The 20,929-nt window shown below is 63.9% G+C and carries 22 protein-coding genes; 9 read left to right on the top strand and 13 right to left on the bottom strand.

The window, feature by feature from the left end:
• The first annotated feature begins 30 nt into the window (after window positions 1-30).
• The 4 genes from FIU86_RS13905 (at window position 31) to FIU86_RS13890 (ending at window position 2,326) form a co-directional block, all read left to right on the top strand.
• A complete protein-coding gene (locus FIU86_RS13905; protein ID WP_152475626.1) occupies window positions 31-597 on the top strand; it encodes a phage tail protein in 567 nt (188 codons plus the stop codon).
• 109 nt (window positions 598-706) lie between these two features.
• Window positions 707-1,273, top strand: a complete 567-nt coding sequence (locus tag FIU86_RS13900; protein WP_152475625.1) for a phage tail protein — start codon at window positions 707-709, stop codon at window positions 1,271-1,273.
• A 26-nt stretch (window positions 1,274-1,299) separates the two neighbouring features.
• Complete coding sequence (locus FIU86_RS13895) at window positions 1,300-1,773, top strand: hypothetical protein (RefSeq protein ID WP_152475624.1); 474 nt, start codon at window positions 1,300-1,302, stop codon at window positions 1,771-1,773.
• A 34-nt stretch (window positions 1,774-1,807) separates the two neighbouring features.
• Complete coding sequence (locus FIU86_RS13890) at window positions 1,808-2,326, top strand: GNAT family N-acetyltransferase (RefSeq protein ID WP_152475623.1); 519 nt, start codon at window positions 1,808-1,810, stop codon at window positions 2,324-2,326.
• A gap of 12 nt (window positions 2,327-2,338) precedes the next feature.
• On the opposite strand, the gene FIU86_RS13885 is transcribed toward FIU86_RS13890, so the two are convergent.
• Window positions 2,339-2,647 carry a hypothetical protein gene (locus FIU86_RS13885; protein WP_152475622.1) on the bottom strand — a complete coding sequence of 103 codons (309 nt, stop codon included), beginning with the start codon at window positions 2,645-2,647 and terminating at the stop codon, window positions 2,339-2,341.
• Between the two features lie 224 nt (window positions 2,648-2,871).
• On the opposite strand from FIU86_RS13885, the gene FIU86_RS13880 reads away from it, so the two are divergent.
• The 3 genes from FIU86_RS13880 (at window position 2,872) to FIU86_RS13870 (ending at window position 7,229) form a co-directional block, all read left to right on the top strand.
• A complete protein-coding gene (locus FIU86_RS13880) occupies window positions 2,872-3,912 on the top strand; it encodes a Hint domain-containing protein (protein WP_172977513.1) in 1,041 nt (346 codons plus the stop codon).
• Between the two features lie 372 nt (window positions 3,913-4,284).
• Window positions 4,285-5,163: a Hint domain-containing protein gene (locus FIU86_RS13875; RefSeq protein WP_172977512.1), complete on the top strand. Its 879-nt coding sequence runs from the start codon at window positions 4,285-4,287 to the stop codon at window positions 5,161-5,163.
• A 227-nt stretch (window positions 5,164-5,390) separates the two neighbouring features.
• Window positions 5,391-7,229, top strand: a complete 1,839-nt coding sequence (locus tag FIU86_RS13870) for a tetratricopeptide repeat-containing sulfotransferase family protein (RefSeq protein ID WP_172977511.1) — start codon at window positions 5,391-5,393, stop codon at window positions 7,227-7,229.
• 80 nt (window positions 7,230-7,309) lie between these two features.
• Here the strand turns inward: FIU86_RS13870 and FIU86_RS13865 are convergent, their stop codons facing one another.
• From FIU86_RS13865 to FIU86_RS13845, 5 genes are all read right to left on the bottom strand, one after another.
• Window positions 7,310-8,665 (bottom strand): TRAP transporter large permease subunit, encoded by a 1,356-nt coding sequence (locus tag FIU86_RS13865; protein WP_152475618.1) that lies wholly within the window; start codon window positions 8,663-8,665, stop codon window positions 7,310-7,312.
• Window positions 8,666-8,670: 5 nt separating this feature from the next.
• Window positions 8,671-9,984: a TRAP transporter small permease subunit gene (locus FIU86_RS13860; protein WP_152475617.1), complete on the bottom strand. Its 1,314-nt coding sequence runs from the start codon at window positions 9,982-9,984 to the stop codon at window positions 8,671-8,673.
• A gap of 79 nt (window positions 9,985-10,063) precedes the next feature.
• Entirely contained in the window at window positions 10,064-11,164 is a 1,101-nt protein-coding gene (dctP, locus tag FIU86_RS13855) for a TRAP transporter substrate-binding protein DctP (RefSeq protein ID WP_152475616.1), read from the bottom strand.
• Between the two features lie 223 nt (window positions 11,165-11,387).
• Window positions 11,388-12,353, bottom strand: coding sequence for an ABC transporter ATP-binding protein (locus tag FIU86_RS13850; RefSeq protein WP_152475615.1), 966 nt, complete (start codon window positions 12,351-12,353; stop codon window positions 11,388-11,390).
• Window positions 12,350-13,345 carry an ABC transporter ATP-binding protein gene (locus FIU86_RS13845; RefSeq protein ID WP_152475614.1) on the bottom strand — a complete coding sequence of 332 codons (996 nt, stop codon included), beginning with the start codon at window positions 13,343-13,345 and terminating at the stop codon, window positions 12,350-12,352. The genes FIU86_RS13850 and FIU86_RS13845 overlap by 4 nt, the downstream gene beginning before the upstream one ends.
• Before the next feature lie 191 nt (window positions 13,346-13,536).
• On the opposite strand from FIU86_RS13845, the gene FIU86_RS22590 reads away from it, so the two are divergent.
• The gene (locus FIU86_RS22590; RefSeq protein ID WP_172977510.1) at window positions 13,537-13,704 is read left to right on the top strand and encodes a hypothetical protein; all 168 of its coding nucleotides are present in this window, start codon (window positions 13,537-13,539) and stop codon (window positions 13,702-13,704) included.
• Window positions 13,705-13,742: 38 nt separating this feature from the next.
• Here FIU86_RS22590 and FIU86_RS13840 read toward each other — a convergent pair whose 3' ends face one another.
• From FIU86_RS13840 to FIU86_RS13830, 3 genes are all read right to left on the bottom strand, one after another.
• A complete protein-coding gene (locus FIU86_RS13840; protein WP_152475613.1) occupies window positions 13,743-14,699 on the bottom strand; it encodes an ABC transporter permease in 957 nt (318 codons plus the stop codon).
• Window positions 14,699-15,685 carry an ABC transporter permease gene (locus FIU86_RS13835; RefSeq protein ID WP_152475612.1) on the bottom strand — a complete coding sequence of 329 codons (987 nt, stop codon included), beginning with the start codon at window positions 15,683-15,685 and terminating at the stop codon, window positions 14,699-14,701. Before FIU86_RS13835 ends, FIU86_RS13840 begins: the two co-directional genes overlap by 1 nt.
• Window positions 15,686-15,774: 89 nt before the next feature.
• A complete protein-coding gene (locus FIU86_RS13830) occupies window positions 15,775-17,355 on the bottom strand; it encodes an ABC transporter substrate-binding protein (RefSeq protein WP_152475611.1) in 1,581 nt (526 codons plus the stop codon).
• Between the two features lie 226 nt (window positions 17,356-17,581).
• Between FIU86_RS13830 and FIU86_RS13825 the strand changes: the two genes are divergently transcribed.
• A complete protein-coding gene (locus tag FIU86_RS13825) occupies window positions 17,582-17,722 on the top strand; it encodes a DUF2256 domain-containing protein (protein ID WP_172977509.1) in 141 nt (46 codons plus the stop codon).
• On the opposite strand, the gene FIU86_RS13820 is transcribed toward FIU86_RS13825, so the two are convergent.
• The 4 genes from FIU86_RS13820 to FIU86_RS13805 all read right to left on the bottom strand — a co-directional run bounded on the left by FIU86_RS13820 (window position 17,719) and on the right by FIU86_RS13805 (window position 20,832).
• Window positions 17,719-19,047, bottom strand: coding sequence for an AarF/ABC1/UbiB kinase family protein (locus FIU86_RS13820; protein WP_152475609.1), 1,329 nt, complete (start codon window positions 19,045-19,047; stop codon window positions 17,719-17,721). The two genes, FIU86_RS13825 and FIU86_RS13820, sit on opposite strands and share 4 nt — an antisense overlap.
• Window positions 19,044-19,790, bottom strand: coding sequence for an isoprenylcysteine carboxylmethyltransferase family protein (locus FIU86_RS13815; RefSeq protein ID WP_216647180.1), 747 nt, complete (start codon window positions 19,788-19,790; stop codon window positions 19,044-19,046). The genes FIU86_RS13820 and FIU86_RS13815 overlap by 4 nt, the downstream gene beginning before the upstream one ends.
• Window positions 19,791-19,882: 92 nt before the next feature.
• Complete coding sequence (locus FIU86_RS13810) at window positions 19,883-20,275, bottom strand: thiol-disulfide oxidoreductase DCC family protein (protein ID WP_152475608.1); 393 nt, start codon at window positions 20,273-20,275, stop codon at window positions 19,883-19,885.
• Between the two features lie 2 nt (window positions 20,276-20,277).
• Window positions 20,278-20,832, bottom strand: coding sequence for a response regulator transcription factor (locus FIU86_RS13805; protein WP_152475607.1), 555 nt, complete (start codon window positions 20,830-20,832; stop codon window positions 20,278-20,280).
• Window positions 20,833-20,929 lie beyond the last annotated feature (97 nt).

Genomic DNA, 20,929 nt, shown 5'->3' with positions numbered 1-20,929 from the left:
CCGTAGATATATTCCAAAAGGATGCATTGCATGTCAGAGCCTTTCATCGCCCAAATCGTGTTGTTCGGTGGCAATTTCGCACCACGGGGATGGGCATTTTGCGATGGCCAGCTTTTGCCCATCAACCAGAACGCCGCGCTTTTCTCGCTCGTGGGCACGACCTATGGCGGTGACGGGCGCACCACTTTCGGGCTGCCGGATCTGCGCGGCCGCGCGCCGCTGGGTCCGCGGCAGGGCCCCGGATTGTCCTTCTATCCGGTGGGTGCGCGCGGCGGCGTGGAAAGTGTGACGCTGACACAGTTGGAGATGCCGAACCACACCCATGCGGCCAACGTGCAGACGACCGCGAACATGCGGGCGGAATCGCGTCCGGGGTCTGCCAGCACGCCGGCGGGCAACATGCTGGCGGCCGGCACGAACATCTTCCGGCCCAACGCCGTGGTGGACGATGTGACCATGGACCCCGCGATGCTGGAGGTCGACACGAGCGTGACCCTCGGCAACGCCGGAGGCAGCCAGCCTCACACCAACGTGCAACCTTACCTGGCGGTGAACTACATCATCGCGCTCGAAGGGATTTTCCCGTCGCGCAGCTGACGTGATTTGAACGGTTGCTTGCGGTGCATTGGGGGCGCCGTCAGGCCGATTTAAAACGCCCCCCCGGCACGGTCGGTGCTCTGGCCGAAAAATTTGAAGGAGAGTATTGATGTCGGATCCTTTCATCGGAGAGATCATCATGTTTGGCGGCAACTTCGCGCCACGCAATTGGGCCTTTTGCGACGGACAGCTTTTGGCGATCAGTCAGAACAACGCATTGTTCGCGATATTGGGGACGACGTATGGCGGCGATGGGCGAACGACCTTCGGACTGCCGGACCTGCGTGGCAGGGTCGCGATCGGTCCGCGGCAGGGCCCGGGCCTGAGCTCGTACATCCAGGGGCAAAAAGGCGGCGCGGAAAACGTGACGCTGACAGAGGCCGAGATGCCGAACCACACCCATGCGGCCAACGTGCAGACGACCGCGAACATGCGGGCGGAATCGCGTCCGGGGTCTGCCAGCACGCCGGCGGGCAACATGCTGGCGGCAGGCACGAATATCTTCCGGCCCAACGCCGTGGTGGACGATGTGACGATGGACCCCGCGATGCTGGAGGTCGATACGAGCGTGACTCTGGGCAACGCCGGAGGCAGCCAGTCCCACACCAACGTGCAACCTTACCTGGCGGTGAACTACATCATCGCGCTTTTTGGAATCTTCCCGTCGCGCAACTGAAGCGCCGCCGAAAAACGGAGACGAACATGACTGAAAAAACCGGTTGGACCCGTCGGATGGTTCTGGCCACGAAGGCCGCCCTTACAGGGGCGCTGGCGTTGCCGGTGCCCGCATTCGCACACAACAGCGCCGAGCCAGGCGTCTCCGCCATGGATGCGCCGATGACGCCCGTCGCCCCGGCCCGTTGGGAGACCGCCACCGCGGACGAACTTCGGCCATTTTTGGGGCAGCGGTTTCGCGTCTCGACGCGAACGCACGGAGCCCTGGCGCTACGGCTCGTTGACGTGGCCTCGCCGGAGAGCGACCCTGCGCGTCCGGGTGTCCTGACACGACGGCTCAGCGTATCGGCGATCTTTGACGGGCCAGACGCCCAGATTTTGGCCGGGCTGGAGGACGGGATACACCGGCTTTCGCATCCCCGGATCGGGCAGATCGACGCCTTTCTCAAGACCCTGCCGCGCCGGTCGGGCGGGTCCATGATCGAGCTGGTGCTCAACTAGGCGCCGGGCGGATACGCATGGCGGTCGCGTCTTCATGAGTTCGGCCAGCGCCGGCGCGTGGGTGCTGACCCTGCCGGGATACACGCTTGTGCCGGCCGAGGCGCGGCACACCGCGTTCCTGAAACAGCTGTTCATGGCCTGCGAGCGTCAGAAAATGGGCGCTCTTCCCCTGTCGGAACCTGATCTGGCCCGGCTGCTGGAGCCGCAGTTCGCGGCGCGGTGCGCACAATACGCCCGCGACTGGCCGGGCGCGTCCGACCTGATCCTGACCGAAGGGCCCGAGCCAATCGGGCGCTTTCTGGTGGATTTCTCGGCCGATCCGGTACACGCGGTCGACGCCGCCATTCTGCCTGCGTTCCAGGGGCGGGGTGTGGGAACGCTGATGTTCCGGGCACTTTGCGACGAAGCCGCCGCGCGGGGGCGGGATGTCACGCTCAGCACCCTTGACGGGCGCCGGCCCGAGCGGCTTTACCGGCGGTTGGGGTTCGTGGTGCAGGCGCGGCCCGCGCCCTATGTGTCGATGATCTGGACGCCCGCGCGGCAGACCGCCTAGACCTTTGGTCCGTCAGGTGACGGCGATGTTGTAATAGGTCGCGTCATCATCCTGCGCGTGGGGGCTGATGAACAGGTGGATCGGCTCAAAGCCGGGCAGGGTCATGGGATAGGTCAGCGCCTTGATGACAGGCTGCCGTGGCCCCGCGAGACCCAGCGAGAACACCGTGCAGTCAGCCGTGTCGGTGTCCGGGCCCTGCGCGCTGGACCTGGTTGCGCGCTTGACGTTTTCAAGCCTCAGCGGAAACGGTGTGCCGTCGTCGAGATGCACGATGATCTCCGCGCCGACATGCGGCTCGAAAAGGGCGGCTGTCAGTTTCATGGTCTTCCTGGTGTTGGTGTAACGCGTTGCAACCTGTCATACCGTTTCAAGGATGGCAATTCATGACGGCGGTATAGCTGGCTTTGCGGGGCGTGTCGCCCGCGCGCTCCGTCACGCTGAGCCAGAAAATGCCGCAAAACTTTCACGCAATAGGTGTGGAATTCTCTTGGAGCGGTGGCGGCTTTTACCGTAGGATTGGCAAAACTCAACTCCGAGAGGACAGTATGCCTACATTCGAGTTTACGGACGGCGGTGGATTCACGGCGGGATCGACGTTCGACTTCGGTTTTACCGATACGTCGACGGGAAGCGCGGTCAACTTTACCCTGAGTACCAGCGGAAATCCGGACGCTTTTGCGCAAAATTCCAGCGCCTTCGGCGGGCTAATCTCCATAAGTGACAGCGGAAGCGGTGTGTTCACGCTCGATCTGAATTCGACGCAGGCCTTGACTAATTTCGGCGCGACCGGCGGTTCTATCGGCCTTCAGCTCGGATCCTTCGTACAAGGCAACTGGGTTGTGACCTTCCTTCACGAAACGAACCCGGCATTGAACGAGACATTTGCGGTCACGGGGGCCAGCCAGGTGATCAATTTCGCGACGGCAGAAAATTACGAAAGCATCCGCTTCACGGCGACCGGGGCTAGTAACGGGATCACGATCGACAGCCTGTCGGCCTCCGTCACCTGCTACCTCGAAGGCACGGGCATCGCGACGCCCGGGGGCCGCGTGGCGGTGGAAGACCTGCAGCCGGGCGACCAGATCCTGACGGCGGAGGGCGGCACGACCACGGTGCGCTGGCTGGGCATCCAGCCGATCGACACCGCGACCGTGACGCCGGCCACGGCCTTTCCGGTGCGTTTCGCCGCCGGGTCGATTGCGCCGGGCGTGCCGTCGCGCGACCTTTACGTCTCGCCCGACCATGCGATGGAGATCGACGGTATCCTCTACAACGCGACGGCGCTGGTGAACGGACGCTCGATCACCCAGGCGGCGCAGATGCCGCAGGACGGGTTCACCTATTACCACATCGACACCGGCACGCATGAGCTGGTGCTGGCCGAGGATGCGGCGTCGGAAACCTATCTGGACGCGGTGGGCCGCGACGCCTTTGTGAACGGGCACGAGCAGGCGGATGCGCCGATCATCGCCGAGATGGCCGTGCCGCGCATCGTGGCGCGCCGGATGGTGCCGCAGGACGTGGTGGATCAGCTCTCGGCCCGCGCCGACGCGCTGGGCCTGACGCGGGTTGCTCAGGTGGCCTGACCGCTTTGCCCGAACGGAAAAGGGAAAGGCCCGCACATGCGGGCTTTTTCATGTCTCGCGCCTGCTTGACCGACGGCCTCGGAGTTTGCCGTGCAACGCGATGCTGAAGGTCTTCTGCAAAATCCATCCACCGCGAGTTTGCTTTTCAAAGACAGAACTGCCAAGGTCACCCGGTAACGTAGTTGGTCATCACGGATTTAGAGCATGCCCACATTCGACTTTGCGGACGGCGGTGCAAGTACGTCGGGAACGACGTTTGAGCTGGATATTCCCGATACATCAACCGGAAGCGCGGTCAACTTCACCCTGAGTACCACTGCAAATCCGGGGGCTTTTGCGTCAAATGGCGTCGGCTCTGGCGGGAATATCACCATGTTTGATTTTTTCGATGGAGCTGTCTTCACGCTCGACCTGAATTCGACGCAGGCCTCGACCGATTTCGGCGCGACCGGCGGTTCTATCGCCCTTGTGGTCGGCGCTACGGTAACAGGCTCTTGGTCCGTGACCTTCGTTCACGAGACGAACACGGCATTGAACCAGACTTTTGCGGTCACGGGGGCCAGCCAGCTGATCAATTTCGCAACGCCGGAAAATTACGAAAGCATCCGATTTACAGCATCGACTGCGGGTATCAACTTTTTCAAGATCGACAGCCTGTCGGCCTCCGTCACCTGCTACCTCGGAGGCACGGGCATCGCGACGCCCAAGGGCCGCGTGGCGGTGGAAGACCTGCAGCCGGGCGACCAGATCCTGACGGCGGAGGGCGGCACGACCACGGTGCGCTGGCTGGGCATCCAGCCCATCGACACCGCGAGCGTCACGCCCGCCAAGGCCTTTCCGGTGCGCTTTGCCGCCGGGTCGATCGCGCCGGGCGTGCCGTCGCGCGACCTTTACGTCTCTCCCGACCACGCGATGGAGATCGACGGTATCCTCTACAACGCGACGGCGCTGGTGAACGGACGCTCGATCACCCAGGCGGCGCAGATGCCGCAGGACGGGTTCACCTATTACCACATCGACACCGGCACGCACGAGCTGGTGCTGGCCGAGGATGCGGCGTCGGAAACCTATCTGGACGCGGTGGGCCGCGACGCCTTTGTGAACGGGCACGAGCAGGCGGATGCGCCGATCATCGCCGAAATGGCCGTGCCGCGCATCGTGGCGCGCCGGATGGTGCCGCAGGACGTGGTGGATCAGCTCTCGGCCCGCGCCTACGCGCTGGGCCTGACGCGGGTTGCGCAGGTGGCCTGACTGCTTTGGTCGAACGGATAAGGGAAGGGCCCGCACATGCGGGCTTTTTCATGTGTTCCTACTGCGATGCCGACAGCCCGCGGGATTTGTGAGTGGACGGCGCACGCGCCCGAATCTCGACCCGGAAAAAGCGATAGGTCGTGGCGCGTTTTGGCAATAGACGGTTGGCGGCGGGAGGGCCGGGGCCTATGCTGACATACGCAAATCCCCCAGCCAAAGAGCCGTTCATGAGTTCGAGCACCGAAACCGATCCCACCGCCCGCCTGAAGCAGGTCAACGAGGAGGTGGCCCGCATCCAGCGTCACCAGAATGCCGGTCGGTTCGACGAGGCGGGTAAGGCGATCAACGCGCTTTTGTCCGAGTATCCGGATCATCCGCAGCTCTTGCACCTGAAGGGTCTGAACCTTGTCCAGCAGGGCGAAACCGAGGCCGGTCTGAGCTTGCTGGCCACCGTAATCGACCATGATCCGGATAACGTTCCGGCCTTGGTGGATTACGGCGTCTTCCTGGCGCAGGCCGGTCAGGCGGACAAGGCGATGACCCATTTGCGACAGGCGGTCGAGGTCGCGCCGAACAATGCCCTGGCGCAGGCCAATCTTGGCGCGCTACTGGTTTCGAGACAGGCCTATGACGAGGCGATCACGGCCTTGAACACGGCCGCCCGGCTGAACAGTGACGTGGTCGACGTGCACCTGAACTTGGCGCAGGCCTATATCCGGAGTTTCCGGTTCCAGCCGGCGGTCGATCCGTTGTTTCGCGCGCTGGCGCTGGACCCGCAATCGGTGGCGGCGCATGTCGGTCTGGCGCACGCGTTGTTTCGCGCCGAGCGGCACGAGGCGGCGGAACATCACGCGCGGCGCGCGCTCGAGATCGATCCGGACGCCCATGAGGCGAAGCTGCACCTTGGCAATATCCTGGCCGCGATGGGCAGGATGGACGAGGCGGCCAAGGCGTTTCTGGAGGTCGCGGCACAGCCCGGACGTGCGCTGGGTGCGCTGACCCGGCTGATCGCGCTGCGCAAGACCACGGCGGACAGCCCCGAATACCGCCTGCTCACGCAATACGCGGACCGCGCCGAAACCTTGCCGGAGCGGCAGCGCGCGCAGTTGCATTTCGCATGTGGCAAGGCCGCGGACGATCTGGGCGACGCCGAGACGGCCATAGGACATTTCCACAAGGGCAACGCGATCACCGCCGAAATGTACCCGTTCGACGCCGAGACCTTCCTCACGCGCGAGCAGCGGATGCGCAGCCTGGTCACGCCTGCCTTTGTCGCGCGTCATCGCGGGGCCGGTCTGCACGAGGTCGCGCCGATCTTCATTTGCGGAATGCCGCGGTCGGGCACGACGCTGATGGAGCAGATGTTCTCGCGTCATCCGAAGGTGCAGGCGGGCGGCGAGCTGCGCGCCACGGCCTATGCGTTTCACAACAGCCCGGACCTGAGACAGGTGCTGGAGGAGGAAGCGCCCGACAGCATCGTGACCAACGACATGCTGACCCGGCTGGGCGAGCAGTACCAGACCTTTCTGCACCGCGAGGGGCTGCGGTCGGAATACGTGACCGACAAGATGCCCAATAACTATCTTTACGCGGGGCTTCTGGCGCTGGCGTTTCCGCGGGCAAAGATCCTGATCATGCGCCGGCACCCGCTGGACAACCTGTTGTCCAACTACATGCAGAACTTTGGGAACAACCAACCCTTCTCGACCAGTTTCGAGACAATGGCGCAGGTCTACGACCAGTTCGACAAGACCGCGCGCCACCAGCTGGAAACCCTGCCTGATCAGGTACGGTTCGTGGACTACGAGAAAGTCGTGGCCGATCCCGAGGCGCAGATGCGGGAGGTGCTAGACTTTGTCGGCTTGCCCTACGACGCGGGCGTTCTGGATTACACCAAGTCCTTGCGGGCCGTAAATACCGCGTCGGTCAGCCAGGTGCGGGAACCGATTTATGCCAGCTCGGTCGCAAAATGGCAGCGCTATGGCCCGCTGCTGAAGGATCTGGCCGAACGGCTGGGCGGGCACCTGTCGCCCGAAGACCGCAAGGCGTGCGGGCTGGACGGGTAAGCGTCATCGTGTGACGTAAAATAATATCGCGTTAAAATGACGGCCCCCGCGCAATGCAGGGGCCGCTTTTCTTGATCGCGTCAGCCGTAGATCAGCCGAGGCAGCCAGGTGATGATCTGCGGGAAGACCATGCAGAGCACCAGCCCGACAATCTGCAGGAACAGGAAGGGCAGGGCGGACTTGAAGATGTCCGTCATCGGGATCTCGGGCGGCGCCACCCCGCGCAGGTAGAAGAGCGCGTAGCCGAAGGGCGGCGACAGAAAGCTCATCTGCATGTTCACGAGGTAGAGCACGCCGAACCACAGCACCAGGTCCTCGGGGCTGTCGAGGCCGAACGCGGCGGCGCCGAGCGCCTTTATGATCGGCACGAAGATGGGCACGCAGAGGAGAAGGATGCCGACCCAGTCGAGGAACATGCCGAGGATCACCAAAAGGATTTGCATGAGGATCAGGATGCCCCACGGGCCAAGGCCGGTGGCCGCCAGCGCGTCCTGCACGAACTGTTGCCCGCCTTCGAGTACGTAGAGGCCCACGAAGATCGTGGCGCCGAACATGATCCAGATGACCATGGCGGACGCCTTGAGCGTCGTGGTGCAGGCCTCGCGGATGGTGGGCCAGTCGAGCTTGCGGTGGATGGCGGCCACGATGAAGGCGCCGAAGGTGCCGATGCCTGCGGCCTCGACCGGGGTGGCGACGCCGGAGAAGATGATGCCGAGCACCACTGCGACCAGCGTGATGGGCGCGGCCATCTTGCCGATCAGTTGCATCTTTTCGCGGTTCGACACGCGTTCCTCGACCGGGATAGCGGGGCCGAGGGCGGGATTGATGTAGCTGCGCACGACGACGTAGGCGATGTACATGCTCGAGAGCATCAGGCCCGGGATGACCGCGCCGATGAAGAGCTCGCCCACCGATTGTTCGGCCACCACCGCGTAGATGATCGCAAGGATCGACGGCGGGATCAGGATGCCCAGCGTGCCGCCGGCCATGATCGAGCCCATGGCGATCTTGGGATCGTAGTGGCGCTTCAGCATCGCCGGCAGGGCGATGATGCCCATCGTCACGACCGCCGCGCCGATCACGCCGACCATGGCGGCCAGGATCGTCGAGGCGATGATGGTGGCCGCGGCCAGCCCGCCCTTCAGCCCGCCCATGACCTTGTAGATCACGTCGAACATGTCGTTGATGATGCCTGCCCTTTCCAGCATGGCAGCCATGAAGATGAAGAGCGGGATCGCCGAGAGCTGATAGTTGGTCATCAGCGGGAAGATGCGGCTGGGCACAATGTTGAGTGCGCGTTCATCGCCGAGGATGAAGAGGAACACGCAGGCCAGGCCGCCGGTGACGAAGGCCAGTGGCAGGCCCGCCATCAAGAGCGCCAGAAGGCTGCCGAACATGATGAGCGTGAGCCACGCGATGTCGATTTCAATACCCATGAGCCTCAGTTCCCCCGTGCGATTTCACGGATGTCTTTCGACAGTTTCGAGATGCCTTGCAGGACGAGCAGCAGCCCGCCCATGACCATGACCCATTTCATCGGCCAAAGCGGCACTTCCCATTCGTTGAAGCTGATCTCGCCCCAGCGGATGTTGGGATCGGTCCACTGGTTCAGACCGAAGCCCGAGACCATCTCGCCAAAGGTGATCTGGCCTCGCGCCCAGTCGGACACGACCGCGTTGCCGGACGGCACGGCGATGGCGTCCATGGCGAAGATCCATGAGGTGACCAAGAGCGTGCCGGCGAAGATGAAGAAGAAGATCGAGGTCAGCAGGTCGACCCACGCCTTGTTCTTTTTCCGCATCGGCGCATAGAAGATGTCCACGCGCACATGGGTTTCGGTCAGCATCGCGTAGGCGCCGGCGATCAGGTACTGCATCCCGAACATCAGGTACATCGCCTCGTGCGCCCAGTTGGTGGGCGAGCCGAAGACGTAGCGGGCCAGCACCTCGTAATAGTAGACGAACACGGCGATGACGGCCCAATAGGCCACGAATTCGCCGCAGAAGAGCGACAGGCGGTCGATCCAGTTCTCGGCATAGTCGCTGTCGTGCTTGGGGCCTTCTTCCTCTGCCTCGTGGGCGGCGAGGGCCTTTTCAGTCTCGGACACCTCGTCGGGCGGGATCTGTTCATTGGCGCGACGCACCAGCATGGGCATCAGCAGTAGGTCGATCGCCAGAAGTGCCAGAAGCGCATAGAAGCCATAGCCCGCGGCATTGTCCCACCAGGCGCGGGTGCGGAACGCCTCGACCTGTTGCGGGCGGATCTCTTCCAGCGTGTCCTGTGCTTCTTCGAGGCGGGCGGCCCCGCTGTCGAGGGTTTCCTTCGCCCGGTCCAGTCGGCGTTCGGCGGCGCGCTGGGTAAAGCTGCCTTCTTCGGCCTCGTCATAGGCGGCCTGAAGGTCAGGCAAGTCGGCGCGGGCCTCTTCGACGCGGCCCTGTTCGCGGTCGATCACCCGCTGGGCCACGCGCAGCTCGTTGTCGAAGCCCGAGAGGATCGTGCGGGCGTCCTGCGTCTGCGCGTTGGCGTAGAGGATAAAGAGGAAGATCGGGATGAAGACCAGGCCCCACAAGCTCTTGAGATAAAAGCGGTGCAGGCCGAGGATGCCGCCAGTGACGGCGATCATGTAGGCCAGCGGCAGGGTGTAGCGTTTCTCTTCGGGCTGTGGTCGGCGCGACAGGATCATCGCGATGATGGGAAAGACGATCAGTCCCACCCAGTACAGCCAATGCGGCAGCGTGAAGCTGAGCCCCGGCATTGCGGTCCTCACTCGTTGAAAGCGTTGAAAAATGCCGCCCGGGGGCGCGGGGCCCTCGGGCGGCGGATCGGTCGGGGGATCAGAGCTTGAGCTCGAGCCCCTCGGTCAGAGCCGGGTCGACATAGCCCAGCGAACCGGACTGCATGTAATCAAGCTGAATCTTGAACACACGTGCGGCTTGGGGGTCGCGGTTGGCGTAGTCGAACCAGATCGGCACGGCGACCTCGGTCATCAGGGCCACGTCGTCCTGGCTGAGGCGGGTGACCTCGGTGCCGTCGGCCTCGAACTGTTCCCAGGCTTCCTGGTCTGCGGCCTGGATCGCGGCGTGGTGCATGTCGGAATACACGTGGGTTTCCATCTCGACGAATTGCTGCATCTCGGGCGAGAGCGCATTCCAGGCGTCCATGCCCACGGTGATGTCCATGGTGTCGACCGGCTGGTAGAGCGACATGAAGCCCGGAGGGCCCATGACGATGTAGTCGGTGACCTGGCTGAAGCCGAGGGCGTAGTTCACAGCGGGACCCACGTAGTCGGCCACGTCGATGGTGCCCTTTTCCAGCGCCGGGAAGATTTCCGAGCCGGGCAGAACAGTGGTTTCGGCGCCGATCTCGTTAAAGATCTCGGCGACCATGCCACCGGGCAGGCGCATCTTGCGGCCCGCGAAGTCGTCGATCGAGCGGATCGGAACCTTGGAGTGGATGATGTTCGGGCCGTGGTGCACGGGGCCGACGAAGTGCAGGCCTTGCGCGGCGTAAAGTTCGCGCGCGATGTCGATGCCGCCCAGGCCGTAGTAGAACACGTCGAATTCATGCGGGTTGCGCATGCCAAGCGGGATGGACGTCAGGAACGTCGCCGCCGGGATGATGCCCTGGGCATAGATTGTGAAGGGGTTCACCGCTTCCAGAACGCCGTTCTTCACCGCGTCGTAAAGCTGGAAATCGCCCACGACGTCATTGGCGCCGAAGGGCTGGAACGTCAGTTCGCCGCCGGTTTTCTCGGCGATGGTTCCGCACCAGTCGCGGAAGATCTGAAGGCCGGCGCCGCCGGGCCAGCTTGTCTGGATTTTCCAGGTCGTGCCGTTGGCCTGTGCGCCCGCGACGTGCGGTGCGGCGAGCGTGGCGGCCCCGGCACCGGCGATGGTGCGCAGCGCATTGCGCCGCGTTGTCAGTTTGTTGGTCATGTAATTCCTCCCAGTTCGTGGCCGGTCCTGTATTTCTCAGGTTCCGGACCTCTATAGCGTTAAGACAAACCGCCAAATTGGTAAAGTTAATTTTCCAATTCGTGATGACCCCTCAACCCTGACATGCACCGTTAAAACCACGCGGTCGTCGCGGCGGACGCGTCACGGACACGTTTCGCCTAGAGCAAACCTAGCACAGCCCGGGGCGCAGGAAAGGGCGGCGCTACTCGGCTCGGTGGCAGGCGACGCGGGTCTGGCCCAGTTGGCGCATCTCGGGGCGTTCCTTGCTGCATCTGTCGATGGCGATGGGGCAGCGGGGATGAAAGGCGCAGCCCGACGGCGGGTTGATCGCGTCGGGGATTTCGCCCTTGGGGGGATCGACCTCGCGCCCGAAGGCATCCATGCGGGGGGCCGCGTCGAACAGCATCTGGGTATAGGGATGCTTGGGGTCGGTGAAGAGCGCGTCGCGCGGCGCTTCCTCGACCAGCCGGCCAAGGTAGAGCACGCCGATGCGGTCGGCCATGTGGCGCACAACGGTCAGGTCGTGGCTGATGAAGAGGTAGGTCAGCCCGAACTCCTCTCGCAGGTCGGACATGAGGTTCAGGACCTGGCTTTGCACCGAGACGTCGAGCGCAGAGGTGGGCTCGTCGCAGACGATGATCTTGGGCTCCGACGCCAACGCGCGGGCGATGCAGATCCGCTGGCGCTGACCGCCAGAGAACTCGTGCGGGTACTTGGAGGCGTCGGCGGCGGAAAGCCCGACCTGTTCCAGTAGGCGTTCCGCGAGGCCGGAGGTGTCGCCGCCCTTGGCCGCGACCGGTTCGGCGATGATGTCGCGCACCCGCCAGCGCGGGTTCAGCGAGGCGAAGGGATCCTGAAAGATCATCTGGATCTCGTCGCGGACCGCTTCGATCTTGGACGCGTCGGTCTCAGTCGCCAGATCGGTGCCGTTGATCTCGACGCTGCCTTCCGAGGGCGGGGTGAGGCCGACGACGATCTTGCCGATGGTGGACTTGCCCGAGCCGCTTTCGCCAACGAGGGCGTAGACGCTGTTCTCCTCGATATCAAAGGAGACGTCCGAGACGGCCGTCAGGTACGCCTTGTTCAGCCGTTCGATCACGCGGTTGAGCCACGGTTTCGAGACGTCGAAGCGGCGGGTGAGGTTGCGGATGGAGATCTGGGCGCTCATGCGACGGTGTCCTCCTCTTGCGTGGTGCCGAGCGGGAACCAGCAGGCGGCGCGGCCGTCGCAGGCCTCGATGCTGGGGCCGGGTTCGCGGCGGCATTTGGCTTCGGCATATTCGCAGCGGGGGTGGAAAGCGCAGCCGTCGGGCAGGGCGCCCAGGCGGGGCATGGCGCCGGGGATCTGTTTCAGGCGCTTTTGCCCCACGCTGGCGAGCGGGGTCGAGGCCATGAGCCCTGCGGTATAGGGGTGGTGGGCGTTGGTGATGACCTCGCGCACCGGGCCAAGTTCGGCCAGGCGGCCGGCATACATGACGGCGACGCGGTCGGCGGCCTCGGCGATCACGCCCATGTCGTGGGTGACCAGCATGACCGCCACGCCGCGTTCGCGGCAGAGGCGTTTCAGAAGGGAAACGATCTGGGCCTGCACCGAGACGTCGAGCGCGGTGGTGGGCTCGTCGGCGATGACCAGTTCCGGCTCGGCGCAGAGGGCGAGTGCGATCACCACACGCTGGCGCATACCGCCGGAGAACTCGTGCGGATAGCTGCCGATGCGTGCGGAGGCGGCGGGGATGCCGACCTCGTCCAGCGCCGCAATGGCGCGCTTGCCGGCCTCGTCCTGACTCACGTTCAGGTGCTCGGTGATGGTCTCGGTCAGCTGGTCGCCGATGGTCAGGAGCGGGTTGAGCGACGTCAGCGGATCCTGAAAGATCATGCCCATGTGCTTGCCCCGCAGGCGGCGCAGCTTGGCGCGCGGGATGTCATGGATGGGTTCGCCCTTCAGCAGAACCGCGCCGCCGGTGATGCGCGCGGGCGGGTCCAGAAGGCCGATAACGGCGTTGCCGGTCATGGATTTCCCGGCGCCGGATTCGCCCACGACGCCGAGGATCTCGCCCGCGCGGATGTCATAGCTGACGTGATCCACGGGGCGCAGGATGCCGTGCCGGGTGGGAATTTCCACGGTCAGGTCGCGGACGGAGAGGATGGGAGTGTCGGTCATACGGGAAGACCTTTCGCAAGCATCACGCGGATTTGCCCTGCATTTTCGGGACATTTGAGCGGCGCACTGTATCTTAACCTTAGGGACGTGTGCGCCGCTGCATGATTGCAGGGGGCCTCGATCTGTCCTGCCGCCGACGCGCGCCGGGCATGTGACAGGCCGATGAGGCGCAGGTCTGAAGGAGTATAGTCATGTGTTTGACCAGCGAAGCGTTTGCGCTGTTCCTGACAACAATCGGTGCGGGTATATTGTCGTCGGATGCCGGCACGGTCACGGTCCACGCCACCGAGGGTGATATCGAGTGGGTTGCCGTCGACAACCGCTGGTGCATCCGTGAAAGCGCGGACGACGCGGAGTGACCCGCTGCCGCCCTGCCGGGTAGGAAAAAGCGTGCCCGTCATCTGAGCCTCGGGTTCAGTGCGTCGCGCAGCCAGTCGCCCAGCAGGTTGATCGAGAGCGCCAGCGCCAGCAAGGTGCCGGCCGGGAAGAGCAGGATCCACCATTCGCCGGAGAACATGAACTCCTGCCCGATGCGGATGAGCGTGCCGAGCGAGGGTTTGGTGGGCGGGGCGCCGACGCCGAGGAAGCTGAGCGTGGCCTCTGCGATGATGGCGAGGGCCAGCGAAATCGTGGCAATGACCAGCACCGGGTTGAGCACATTGGGCAGGATGTGCTTGAGCATGATGATGACGGGCGAGCGCCCGATCAGGCGGGCGGCCTGAACGTATTCCTTGTTCTTTTCCACCAGCGTTGTGCCGCGCACCACGCGGGCGAACTGCACCCAGTCGGACAGGCCGATGGCGAGGATCAGCACCCAGAGCGCCATCTGGTCGCGATAGGCGGGCGGCGTGATGCCCTTGGCAATGCCGAAGATCAGCATGGCGACGAGGATCGCCGGAAAGGTCAGCTGCACATCGGCGATGCGCATGATGATCGTCTCGGTCCAGCCCCCGACATAGCCCGCGATCAGCCCCAGCGTGATGCCGATCAGCATGGCGAGGAAGACGGCGGCGAAGCCCACGAAGAGCGATATGCGCATCCCGTAGAGGATGGTCGAGAAGACGTCGCGGCCTTGGTCGTCGGTGCCGAGGATAAAGGTATCGCCGGTAAAGGCGTTGGCCTCGCCCGGCGGGGTGAAGCCATTCATCAGGTTCAGCGAGGCCGGGTTGAACGGGTCAAACGGCGCGATGAGCGGCGCGAAGACGGCCGAGAGGATCAGGATCAGTACCACCGCGAAAGAGGCGATGGCCACCGGTGCGTGCCGGAAGGACCACATGAAATCGCTTTCCCAGATGCGGCGAAAGCGGCTGTCGCGCACTTTAGGCGCCGGTGATGTGACGGGTGTATCGGTCATCAGTGGCCTCCTGCAGCGCTGCGGTCCACGCGCAGGCGCGGGTCGATGGCGAAATAGAGCATGTCGACGATCAGGTTGATGCCCACGAACATGACGGAGATCATCATCAGGTAGGCGGCCATCACGGGGATGTCGACGAACTGGATCGCGTTGATGAAGAGAAGGCCGACGCCGGGCCACTGGAACACGGTTTCAGTGATAATGGCGAAGGCGATGATGGATCCCAACTGAAGCCCGGTGATGGTGATCACAGGCACCAGCGTGTTCTTCAGCGCATGGCGGAAGTTGATCGCGCGTTCGCGGATGCCGCGGGCGCGGGCGAAGCGGATGTAATCCATGCGCAGCACCTCGAGCATCTCGGTGCGCACCAGCCGCATGATCAGGGTCATCTGGTAAAGGCCCAGCGTGATGGCGGGCAGGATGAGCGCCTGAAGCCCGGATTTGGTCAGGAACCCGGTGGACCAGCCGTTGACGAAGGTCACCTCGCCGCGCCCGAAACTGGGCAGCCAGCCAAGCTCGACCGAGAAGACGTAGATCAGCAGGATGCCGATCAGGAAGGTGGGCAGCGACACCCCTATGAGCGAGGCGGTCATGATGATGTTGGCCGAGATCCCGCGCCTTCGGATTGCGGTGTAGATGCCAAGCCCGATGCCGCCGATAAGTGCCAGAAGCCCCGAGACGAAGGCCAGTTCCAGCGTGGCGGGCAGGCGTTCGATCAGGATATCGGCCACGGGCCGGCCCTGCCGGTAGCTGAGACCGAAATTGCCCTGCACGGCGTTGGTCAGAAACTTGTAGTACTGGACGGCGAAATTCTGATCGAGGCCGAGTTCGGAGCGCAGCCGTTCGATATCGGCGACGGTGCGTTCCTGGCCGAGCATGTTGTCGACCGGATCGCCGACGAACCGGAACATCGCGAAGGCCACGAGGCCCACCACGAGAAGCACGAGCACGGACTGGGCCACGCGCCGGATTATATATGCTAGCATGTTTCGCCCCCGAAGCGGTCGTCACGCGCGGTTCATGTGCTGGCCCGTGACGGCAGGCAGGCGGCCCCGGAAGGCCGCCCGCGATTGGCTTAGTTCATTTCGAAGAACTTGAACTTGGGATCGTCCTCGGGGCTGACTTCGGTGCCGACCGCGTCGGTCATGCCCCAGTTCAGCACCTGGTGGTGGATCGGAATGTAAAGTTGTTCTTCCTGAACCACCTGCCAGATCTCGTTGATCGTGGCGTTGCGCGCCTCGAGATCGGTTTCCGAGGCGAGGCTGACGATTTTTTCGTCAAGCTCGGGGTTGGAATAGCCGGTGCCGTTCCAGCTGCCGCGCTCGTCGCCGCGGGTGTGGACGAGGAAGTTGAAGATATATTCCGAATCGTAGGTCGGAACGCCCCAGCCCAGCATGTAGAAATCCGTCTCGCCGTTCTCGATGAGCGGGAAGTGCTGTGCCTTGGGTTTGGCATCCAGGTTCACGGTGACGCCGATCTGCGCCAGCATCCCGACGGCCGCCTGGCAGATCGCCTCGTCGTTGACGTAGCGGTCGTTGGGGCAGTCGAGCTGGATGCTGAAGCCGTCGCCATAACCGGCCTCTTCCATCAGGGCCTTGGCGGCCTCGATGTCAGTGGTCGCGCTGCTGTCCATTTCCTCGTTCCAGCCGTTGACGAAGGGCGGGGCGATCATGCCCGCGGGCTGGGACTGGTCACGCATGACGACCTGCTTGATGGCGTCGCGGTTGATTGCCATGGACATCGCCTTGCGCACCTTGGCGTCGGCCAGCGGGTTGGCGCCATCGACGTCGTCATTCTCGATATCGTCGGCGCCCATGTTCATGCCGAAGAAGATCACGCGGTTCTGCGGCGCGGTCTTGACGACAAGGCCCTCGGTGTCGCCGACCCGGCCCAAATCCTGCACCGGCACGTCCTGGATGAAGTCGACCTCGCCCGAGAGCAGCGCTGCCACGCGGGTGGCGGCGTTCTGGATCGGGGTGTAAATGATCTCGGTCACGTCGAGGGGGAACTCATCCTTGCCCCAGTAATTCTCGTTCGCTTCCAGCACCGTCTTCACGTCCGGTTCGCGGCTGACCAGCGTAAAGGCGCCGGTGCCGTTGGTGTTGGACGAGGCAAAGGTTGTTTCGCCGCCCGCCACATCCTGAACGGCGACGGCGTCGTTTTCCTCGGCCCAGCCCTTGTCCATCATGAAGAGGTTGGTGAGGTTGGCCGGAAGGATCGGGTTGGGACCGTCGGTGACGAATTCGACGGTGTGATCGTCAACGGCGCGCACCTCGGTGATCGAGGTCAGGAGTTCCTTCATCGCCGATGTTTCGGACTTGGCGCGGTTGATCGAAAACACCACGTCCTCGGCGGTGAAGTCGGCGCCGTCGTGATAGGTGACGCCCTGACGCAGGTTGAAGACCCAGACGTTCGGGTCGCTTTCCTTGGGCGCCCAGTCGGTCGCCAGCGCGGCCTGGAACTCACCCGAGTGGTCACGGATGATCAGTGGTTCGTAGATCTGGTGCGAGAGAGTGTGCGTCGGCCCTTCGTTCTGGGCGTGGGGGTCGAGCGTCAGCGAATCGCCCGCGCGGGCCCATCGCAGCGTTTCGGCCGATGCGCCGGTCATCGCCGTGGTGGCGAGCAGTGCGGCGGCAAGGACTGTCTTGGTTTTCATGAAAGTCTCCCTGGATTTCGCCCGGGTTGATCCTCGGGCTGATCCCGAAAACATAACTGAGTGGTCCGGCGCTGCAAGCAAACGAATGGTCAGATGCCTTCACGTCACGTGAAAAACGGAAGGGCAAACCGTCGGGATGGGCGTTTGGCAGGGTGACGGCGCGGCGTTTCGGGCTAGCTTGCGAGGGCACGGATAGAGCGACAGAGGGCCTGCGAAAGCTGTGAAAATGCGACGAAAATCGGATTTGCCTACGAAGGTTTGTGCGGCCTGCGGTCGACCGTTCACGTGGCGCAAGAAGTGGGAAAAGGTCTGGGACGAGGTGCGCTATTGCTCGGAACGGTGCAAGCGGGCACGGTCGAAGGATTAGGCGAACCGCGCGAGGATCGGGTCGAGATCGACCCTCGCACCCAGACGTTCGGCAAGTAGGTAGCAGCCCAGCACCTTGCGTTGCAGCAAGAGCGTGTCGGTGGGCGGCGCGTGGATGTCGACCTGTTCGTCGGCCAAGAGCAACCCCTCGCGGCGCAGGCGGGCCAAGAGGCCGCAGGTTGCGAAATCGAGCGTGCCGCCTTGGCGCAGCGGTTCGGCGGCGATCCCAAAGAGGCGCAGGATGTGGGCGCGGTCGGTGTCAGACGTGTCGGCACCCACGAGGCCGATGGCGATCATCGCATCCCAGGCCGCGTCGTCGTCCCCGGTCAGCGCGGCGTTGAATAGGGCGCGGTAGCTGTCCACGCGCCCGGGCTCGAATTGCAGCGTCGCGCCGAAATCCAGCAGCACGATAAGGCCGGTGTCGGGCTGGTAGCGGTAGTTTGCGAAGTTGGGGTCGGTCTGCATGTCGTGCAGTTCGAAAAGCTCTCGCAGGGTCAGCGTGACGAGCGCGGTTGCGATGCGGTCGCGGGTGGGCTGATCCAGTTCCGATGCGGTGTCGATGCTTTGGCCTTCGACAAAAGTCATGGCAAGGATGTCGCGCGTACTGAGGTCGTCGTGCACCTCAGGCAGGACGAAATCGGCGTCATCCGCGAGATGTGAGCGGAAACGATTAAGTGCGGCGGCTTCGCGCGCGTAGTCGGTTTCCTCGTGCAGCTGCGCGGCGGCGTCGGTCAGCATGCGGTCCGTGTCGAAGCTGGCGGGCATCATGCCGGACCGGCGTAGGATCAGGCCGAGGTTGCGCATGTCGCTGTCGATGCTGTCGCGGATGCCGGGATATTGCACCTTGATCGCGAGGTCGCGTCCGTCGCGGGTCTGGGCGCGGTGCACCTGTCCGATCGACGCGGCGGCAATGGGGTGCACGTCGAAGCGTTTGAAATGGCGCAGAAAGTCGCGGCCCCAATTGCCGGCCAGAACCTTTTTCAGCTGCGAGGGCGGCATGAACTGGGCGTCGGCGCGCAGGCGGGCGAGGATCTCGGCCAGCTCTGGCGGCAGCATGTCGGCGGTTTCCATCGACAGAAGCTGCCCCGCTTTCATGGCGGCCCCGCGCATGTTCGCCAAGTGATCGGCCACGCGGGTGACGTTGGACGGTGTCATCAGCAGGTCCTGCAGCCGGGGTTTGCGGCCGCGCAACAATTCCCATCCGCCGCGCGTGGCGACGTTGCCCGCCAATGCAGTCGCCATGCCGCCGGTCCGGGCCATGCGGTTGAAGCGCCCGGTGGGAATGCGGGCGGCGCGTTTGCGGTCGGGTGGGTTCTGGTCGTTCATCCGTGGTCTCGTGAGCTGGGATTTGGCGCTGGGGACCCGGCGGTAAAGCGCGGCACGGCATAGGGCACCTTGGCCTGGTAGGCGTCGAACTTTGCGCCGTAGCGCGCGCGGAACCTACGTTCTTTGAGAACCGGAGCAAGAAGGCAGTAGGCCGTGAAAACGCTTGCAAGCAAAAGCTGGTCAGGCGTCCAGACAGGAACGGTCCAGGTGGTAAGCGCGAAGGACACGTAGATCGGCTGTCGTATGATGCGAAAGAGGCCGGTTCGGGGCATATCCGGATAGCGCGGTTTGATCTCCTGCAGCATCGACATCCAACCCAAGGCGCCCGACTGTACCTCGGCGCCGGCGTCGATGCTGGCCTTGATCAGCAATAGCCAAGAGGCAGCGTAGGCGGTGCAGAGCGCCGCGAAGATGGCACCGTCCGGCTGCCACCAGACGATGCCGGAGGGCGTCCAGAGGAGAAAAAGCGCGGCAAGCTGAAGCGAGGCGATGATGGCGAAGGTACTGGTCGCGAGCGTGCCGCCGTATTGCCCGGGTACAATCCGCGCCACGATGCGCGGGCCGCGGCCGTTCAGCAAAAGCGAATGGGCGAGGGGAAATTGCAGCAAAAGGGCCGCGTTCGCGAGCCAGTGCCACAGGGCAGGAACGCTGCCGAAGGCGCGGCTCATGCCGAAAAACATGCCGACGATCATGGAAACAACCGCGATGGCGAAGATGCTGTGGACGACCGCGCCGATCAGCAAAGCCGTGATGATCCGGCGCGCGCCCGGTTCGGGCGAAAAGTTGCCGCGCAGCAAAACGAGAAACCGTCTGAATGGAGCGGGTTCGGGCATGGTCAGGCCGACCGGCGACGCAGCATGGGACCGAGCAGGCGCACGAGGGCCGGACGCAGGATGAGGAACGCGCGGTATGCCAATTCGGCAAGCGGCACGACGCCCGGAATGCGCGAGAGTTTTGCAAGGTGTCGCCAGCCGGGCAGGCGTTTCCACACCTCGAAGAAACCGGCGGCTCCGGACACTAGGGTGCCGTCGGGGCGGCGAGTGTGGAACCGGCCCATTGCCGCATCGCGGTCAAGGTCGGGTGCGGGGTCTGCCGGGCTGCGCGAGATGTCGGTGAAATTGATGCGATCTGCCCGGTCGCGTTTCTGATAGAAGCCTATTTCAGCACGGCATAGCGGGCAGGACCCGTCGTAGTAGACCGTCAGCCGAGTATCATCTGCGCCCTGCACGATCAGCCCGGGTCCTTGCCGAGTTCGGGCTCGCGCTTCAGTATCCGCTGAAGGGTGCGGCGGTGCATGTTCAGCAACTGTGCAGTCTTTGTAATGTTGCCGTCTGTGCGTTCCAAGAAACGTTCGATATGCACGCGCTTGGCCTCCTCGGGCGAAATCGGGTTTTGCGGTGCCGGGGGCTGCACCCCTTCCGCGGCCAGCAGGGCATCCACGATTTCGTCCCCATCGGCGGGCTTGGCGAGATAGTCGATGGCGCCGAGCTTGACCGCCGCCACGGCAGTGGGTGTGTCGCCATAGCCGGTCAGCACGAGGGCGCGGGCCGATTTGCGCTGTTTCTTCAGCATTTCGATCACCTCGAGTCCCGAGCCTTCGCCGAGATGCAGGTCGATGATGGCGAAGGCAGGTTGTCGCGTGTCGATCGCGGCGGCGGCCTCGCTCACGGTCGCGGCCGGAATGGGGTCAAAGCCACGGCTGGCCATGACCTTGGACAATTGCTCGCGGAAGACGTCGTCATTCTCGACGATCAGGAGCGTGGTGTCTTTGGGTAGCTTTGTCATATCATCCTCTCTTGCACCTGATACGTGCGCGGGACGGGGTTGGATGACTGCCGGGTCCGGGGTGCGACAGTTTGCGCAGGGGGGCACCGAAACGCCG

The organism is Roseovarius sp. THAF9 (assembly GCF_009363715.1).
Classification (GTDB): domain Bacteria; phylum Pseudomonadota; class Alphaproteobacteria; order Rhodobacterales; family Rhodobacteraceae; genus Roseovarius.
Note: the sequence above shows the minus strand (reverse complement) of the source record. Positions and strands in the feature narration are given on the sequence as shown.

Excerpts from the sequence above, each read along its gene's own strand:
- FIU86_RS13845 (WP_152475614.1), bottom strand. The coding sequence starts at position 13,345 with ATGACCGACACTCCCATCCTCTCCGTCCGCGACCTGACCGTGGAAATT.
- FIU86_RS22590 (WP_172977510.1), top strand. The coding sequence starts at position 13,537 with ATGTGTTTGACCAGCGAAGCGTTTGCGCTGTTCCTGACAACAATCGGT.
- FIU86_RS13840 (WP_152475613.1), bottom strand. The coding sequence starts at position 14,699 with ATGACCGATACACCCGTCACATCACCGGCGCCTAAAGTGCGCGACAGC.
- FIU86_RS13830 (WP_152475611.1), bottom strand. The coding sequence starts at position 17,355 with ATGAAAACCAAGACAGTCCTTGCCGCCGCACTGCTCGCCACCACGGCG.
- FIU86_RS13805 (WP_152475607.1), bottom strand. The coding sequence starts at position 20,832 with ATGACAAAGCTACCCAAAGACACCACGCTCCTGATCGTCGAGAATGAC.
- FIU86_RS13850 (WP_152475615.1), bottom strand. The coding sequence starts at position 12,353 with ATGAGCGCCCAGATCTCCATCCGCAACCTCACCCGCCGCTTCGACGTC.
- FIU86_RS13825 (WP_172977509.1), top strand. The coding sequence starts at position 17,582 with ATGCGACGAAAATCGGATTTGCCTACGAAGGTTTGTGCGGCCTGCGGT.
- FIU86_RS13880 (WP_172977513.1), top strand. The coding sequence starts at position 2,872 with ATGCCTACATTCGAGTTTACGGACGGCGGTGGATTCACGGCGGGATCG.
- dctP (WP_152475616.1), bottom strand. The coding sequence starts at position 11,164 with ATGACCAACAAACTGACAACGCGGCGCAATGCGCTGCGCACCATCGCC.
- FIU86_RS13905 (WP_152475626.1), top strand. The coding sequence starts at position 31 with ATGTCAGAGCCTTTCATCGCCCAAATCGTGTTGTTCGGTGGCAATTTC.
- FIU86_RS13895 (WP_152475624.1), top strand. The coding sequence starts at position 1,300 with ATGACTGAAAAAACCGGTTGGACCCGTCGGATGGTTCTGGCCACGAAG.
- FIU86_RS13820 (WP_152475609.1), bottom strand. The coding sequence starts at position 19,047 with ATGAACGACCAGAACCCACCCGACCGCAAACGCGCCGCCCGCATTCCC.
- FIU86_RS13875 (WP_172977512.1), top strand. The coding sequence starts at position 4,285 with ATGTTTGATTTTTTCGATGGAGCTGTCTTCACGCTCGACCTGAATTCG.
- FIU86_RS13885 (WP_152475622.1), bottom strand. The coding sequence starts at position 2,647 with ATGAAACTGACAGCCGCCCTTTTCGAGCCGCATGTCGGCGCGGAGATC.
- FIU86_RS13835 (WP_152475612.1), bottom strand. The coding sequence starts at position 15,685 with ATGCTAGCATATATAATCCGGCGCGTGGCCCAGTCCGTGCTCGTGCTT.
- FIU86_RS13890 (WP_152475623.1), top strand. The coding sequence starts at position 1,808 with ATGAGTTCGGCCAGCGCCGGCGCGTGGGTGCTGACCCTGCCGGGATAC.
- FIU86_RS13860 (WP_152475617.1), bottom strand. The coding sequence starts at position 9,984 with ATGCCGGGGCTCAGCTTCACGCTGCCGCATTGGCTGTACTGGGTGGGA.
- FIU86_RS13865 (WP_152475618.1), bottom strand. The coding sequence starts at position 8,665 with ATGGGTATTGAAATCGACATCGCGTGGCTCACGCTCATCATGTTCGGC.
- FIU86_RS13870 (WP_172977511.1), top strand. The coding sequence starts at position 5,391 with ATGAGTTCGAGCACCGAAACCGATCCCACCGCCCGCCTGAAGCAGGTC.
- FIU86_RS13900 (WP_152475625.1), top strand. The coding sequence starts at position 707 with ATGTCGGATCCTTTCATCGGAGAGATCATCATGTTTGGCGGCAACTTC.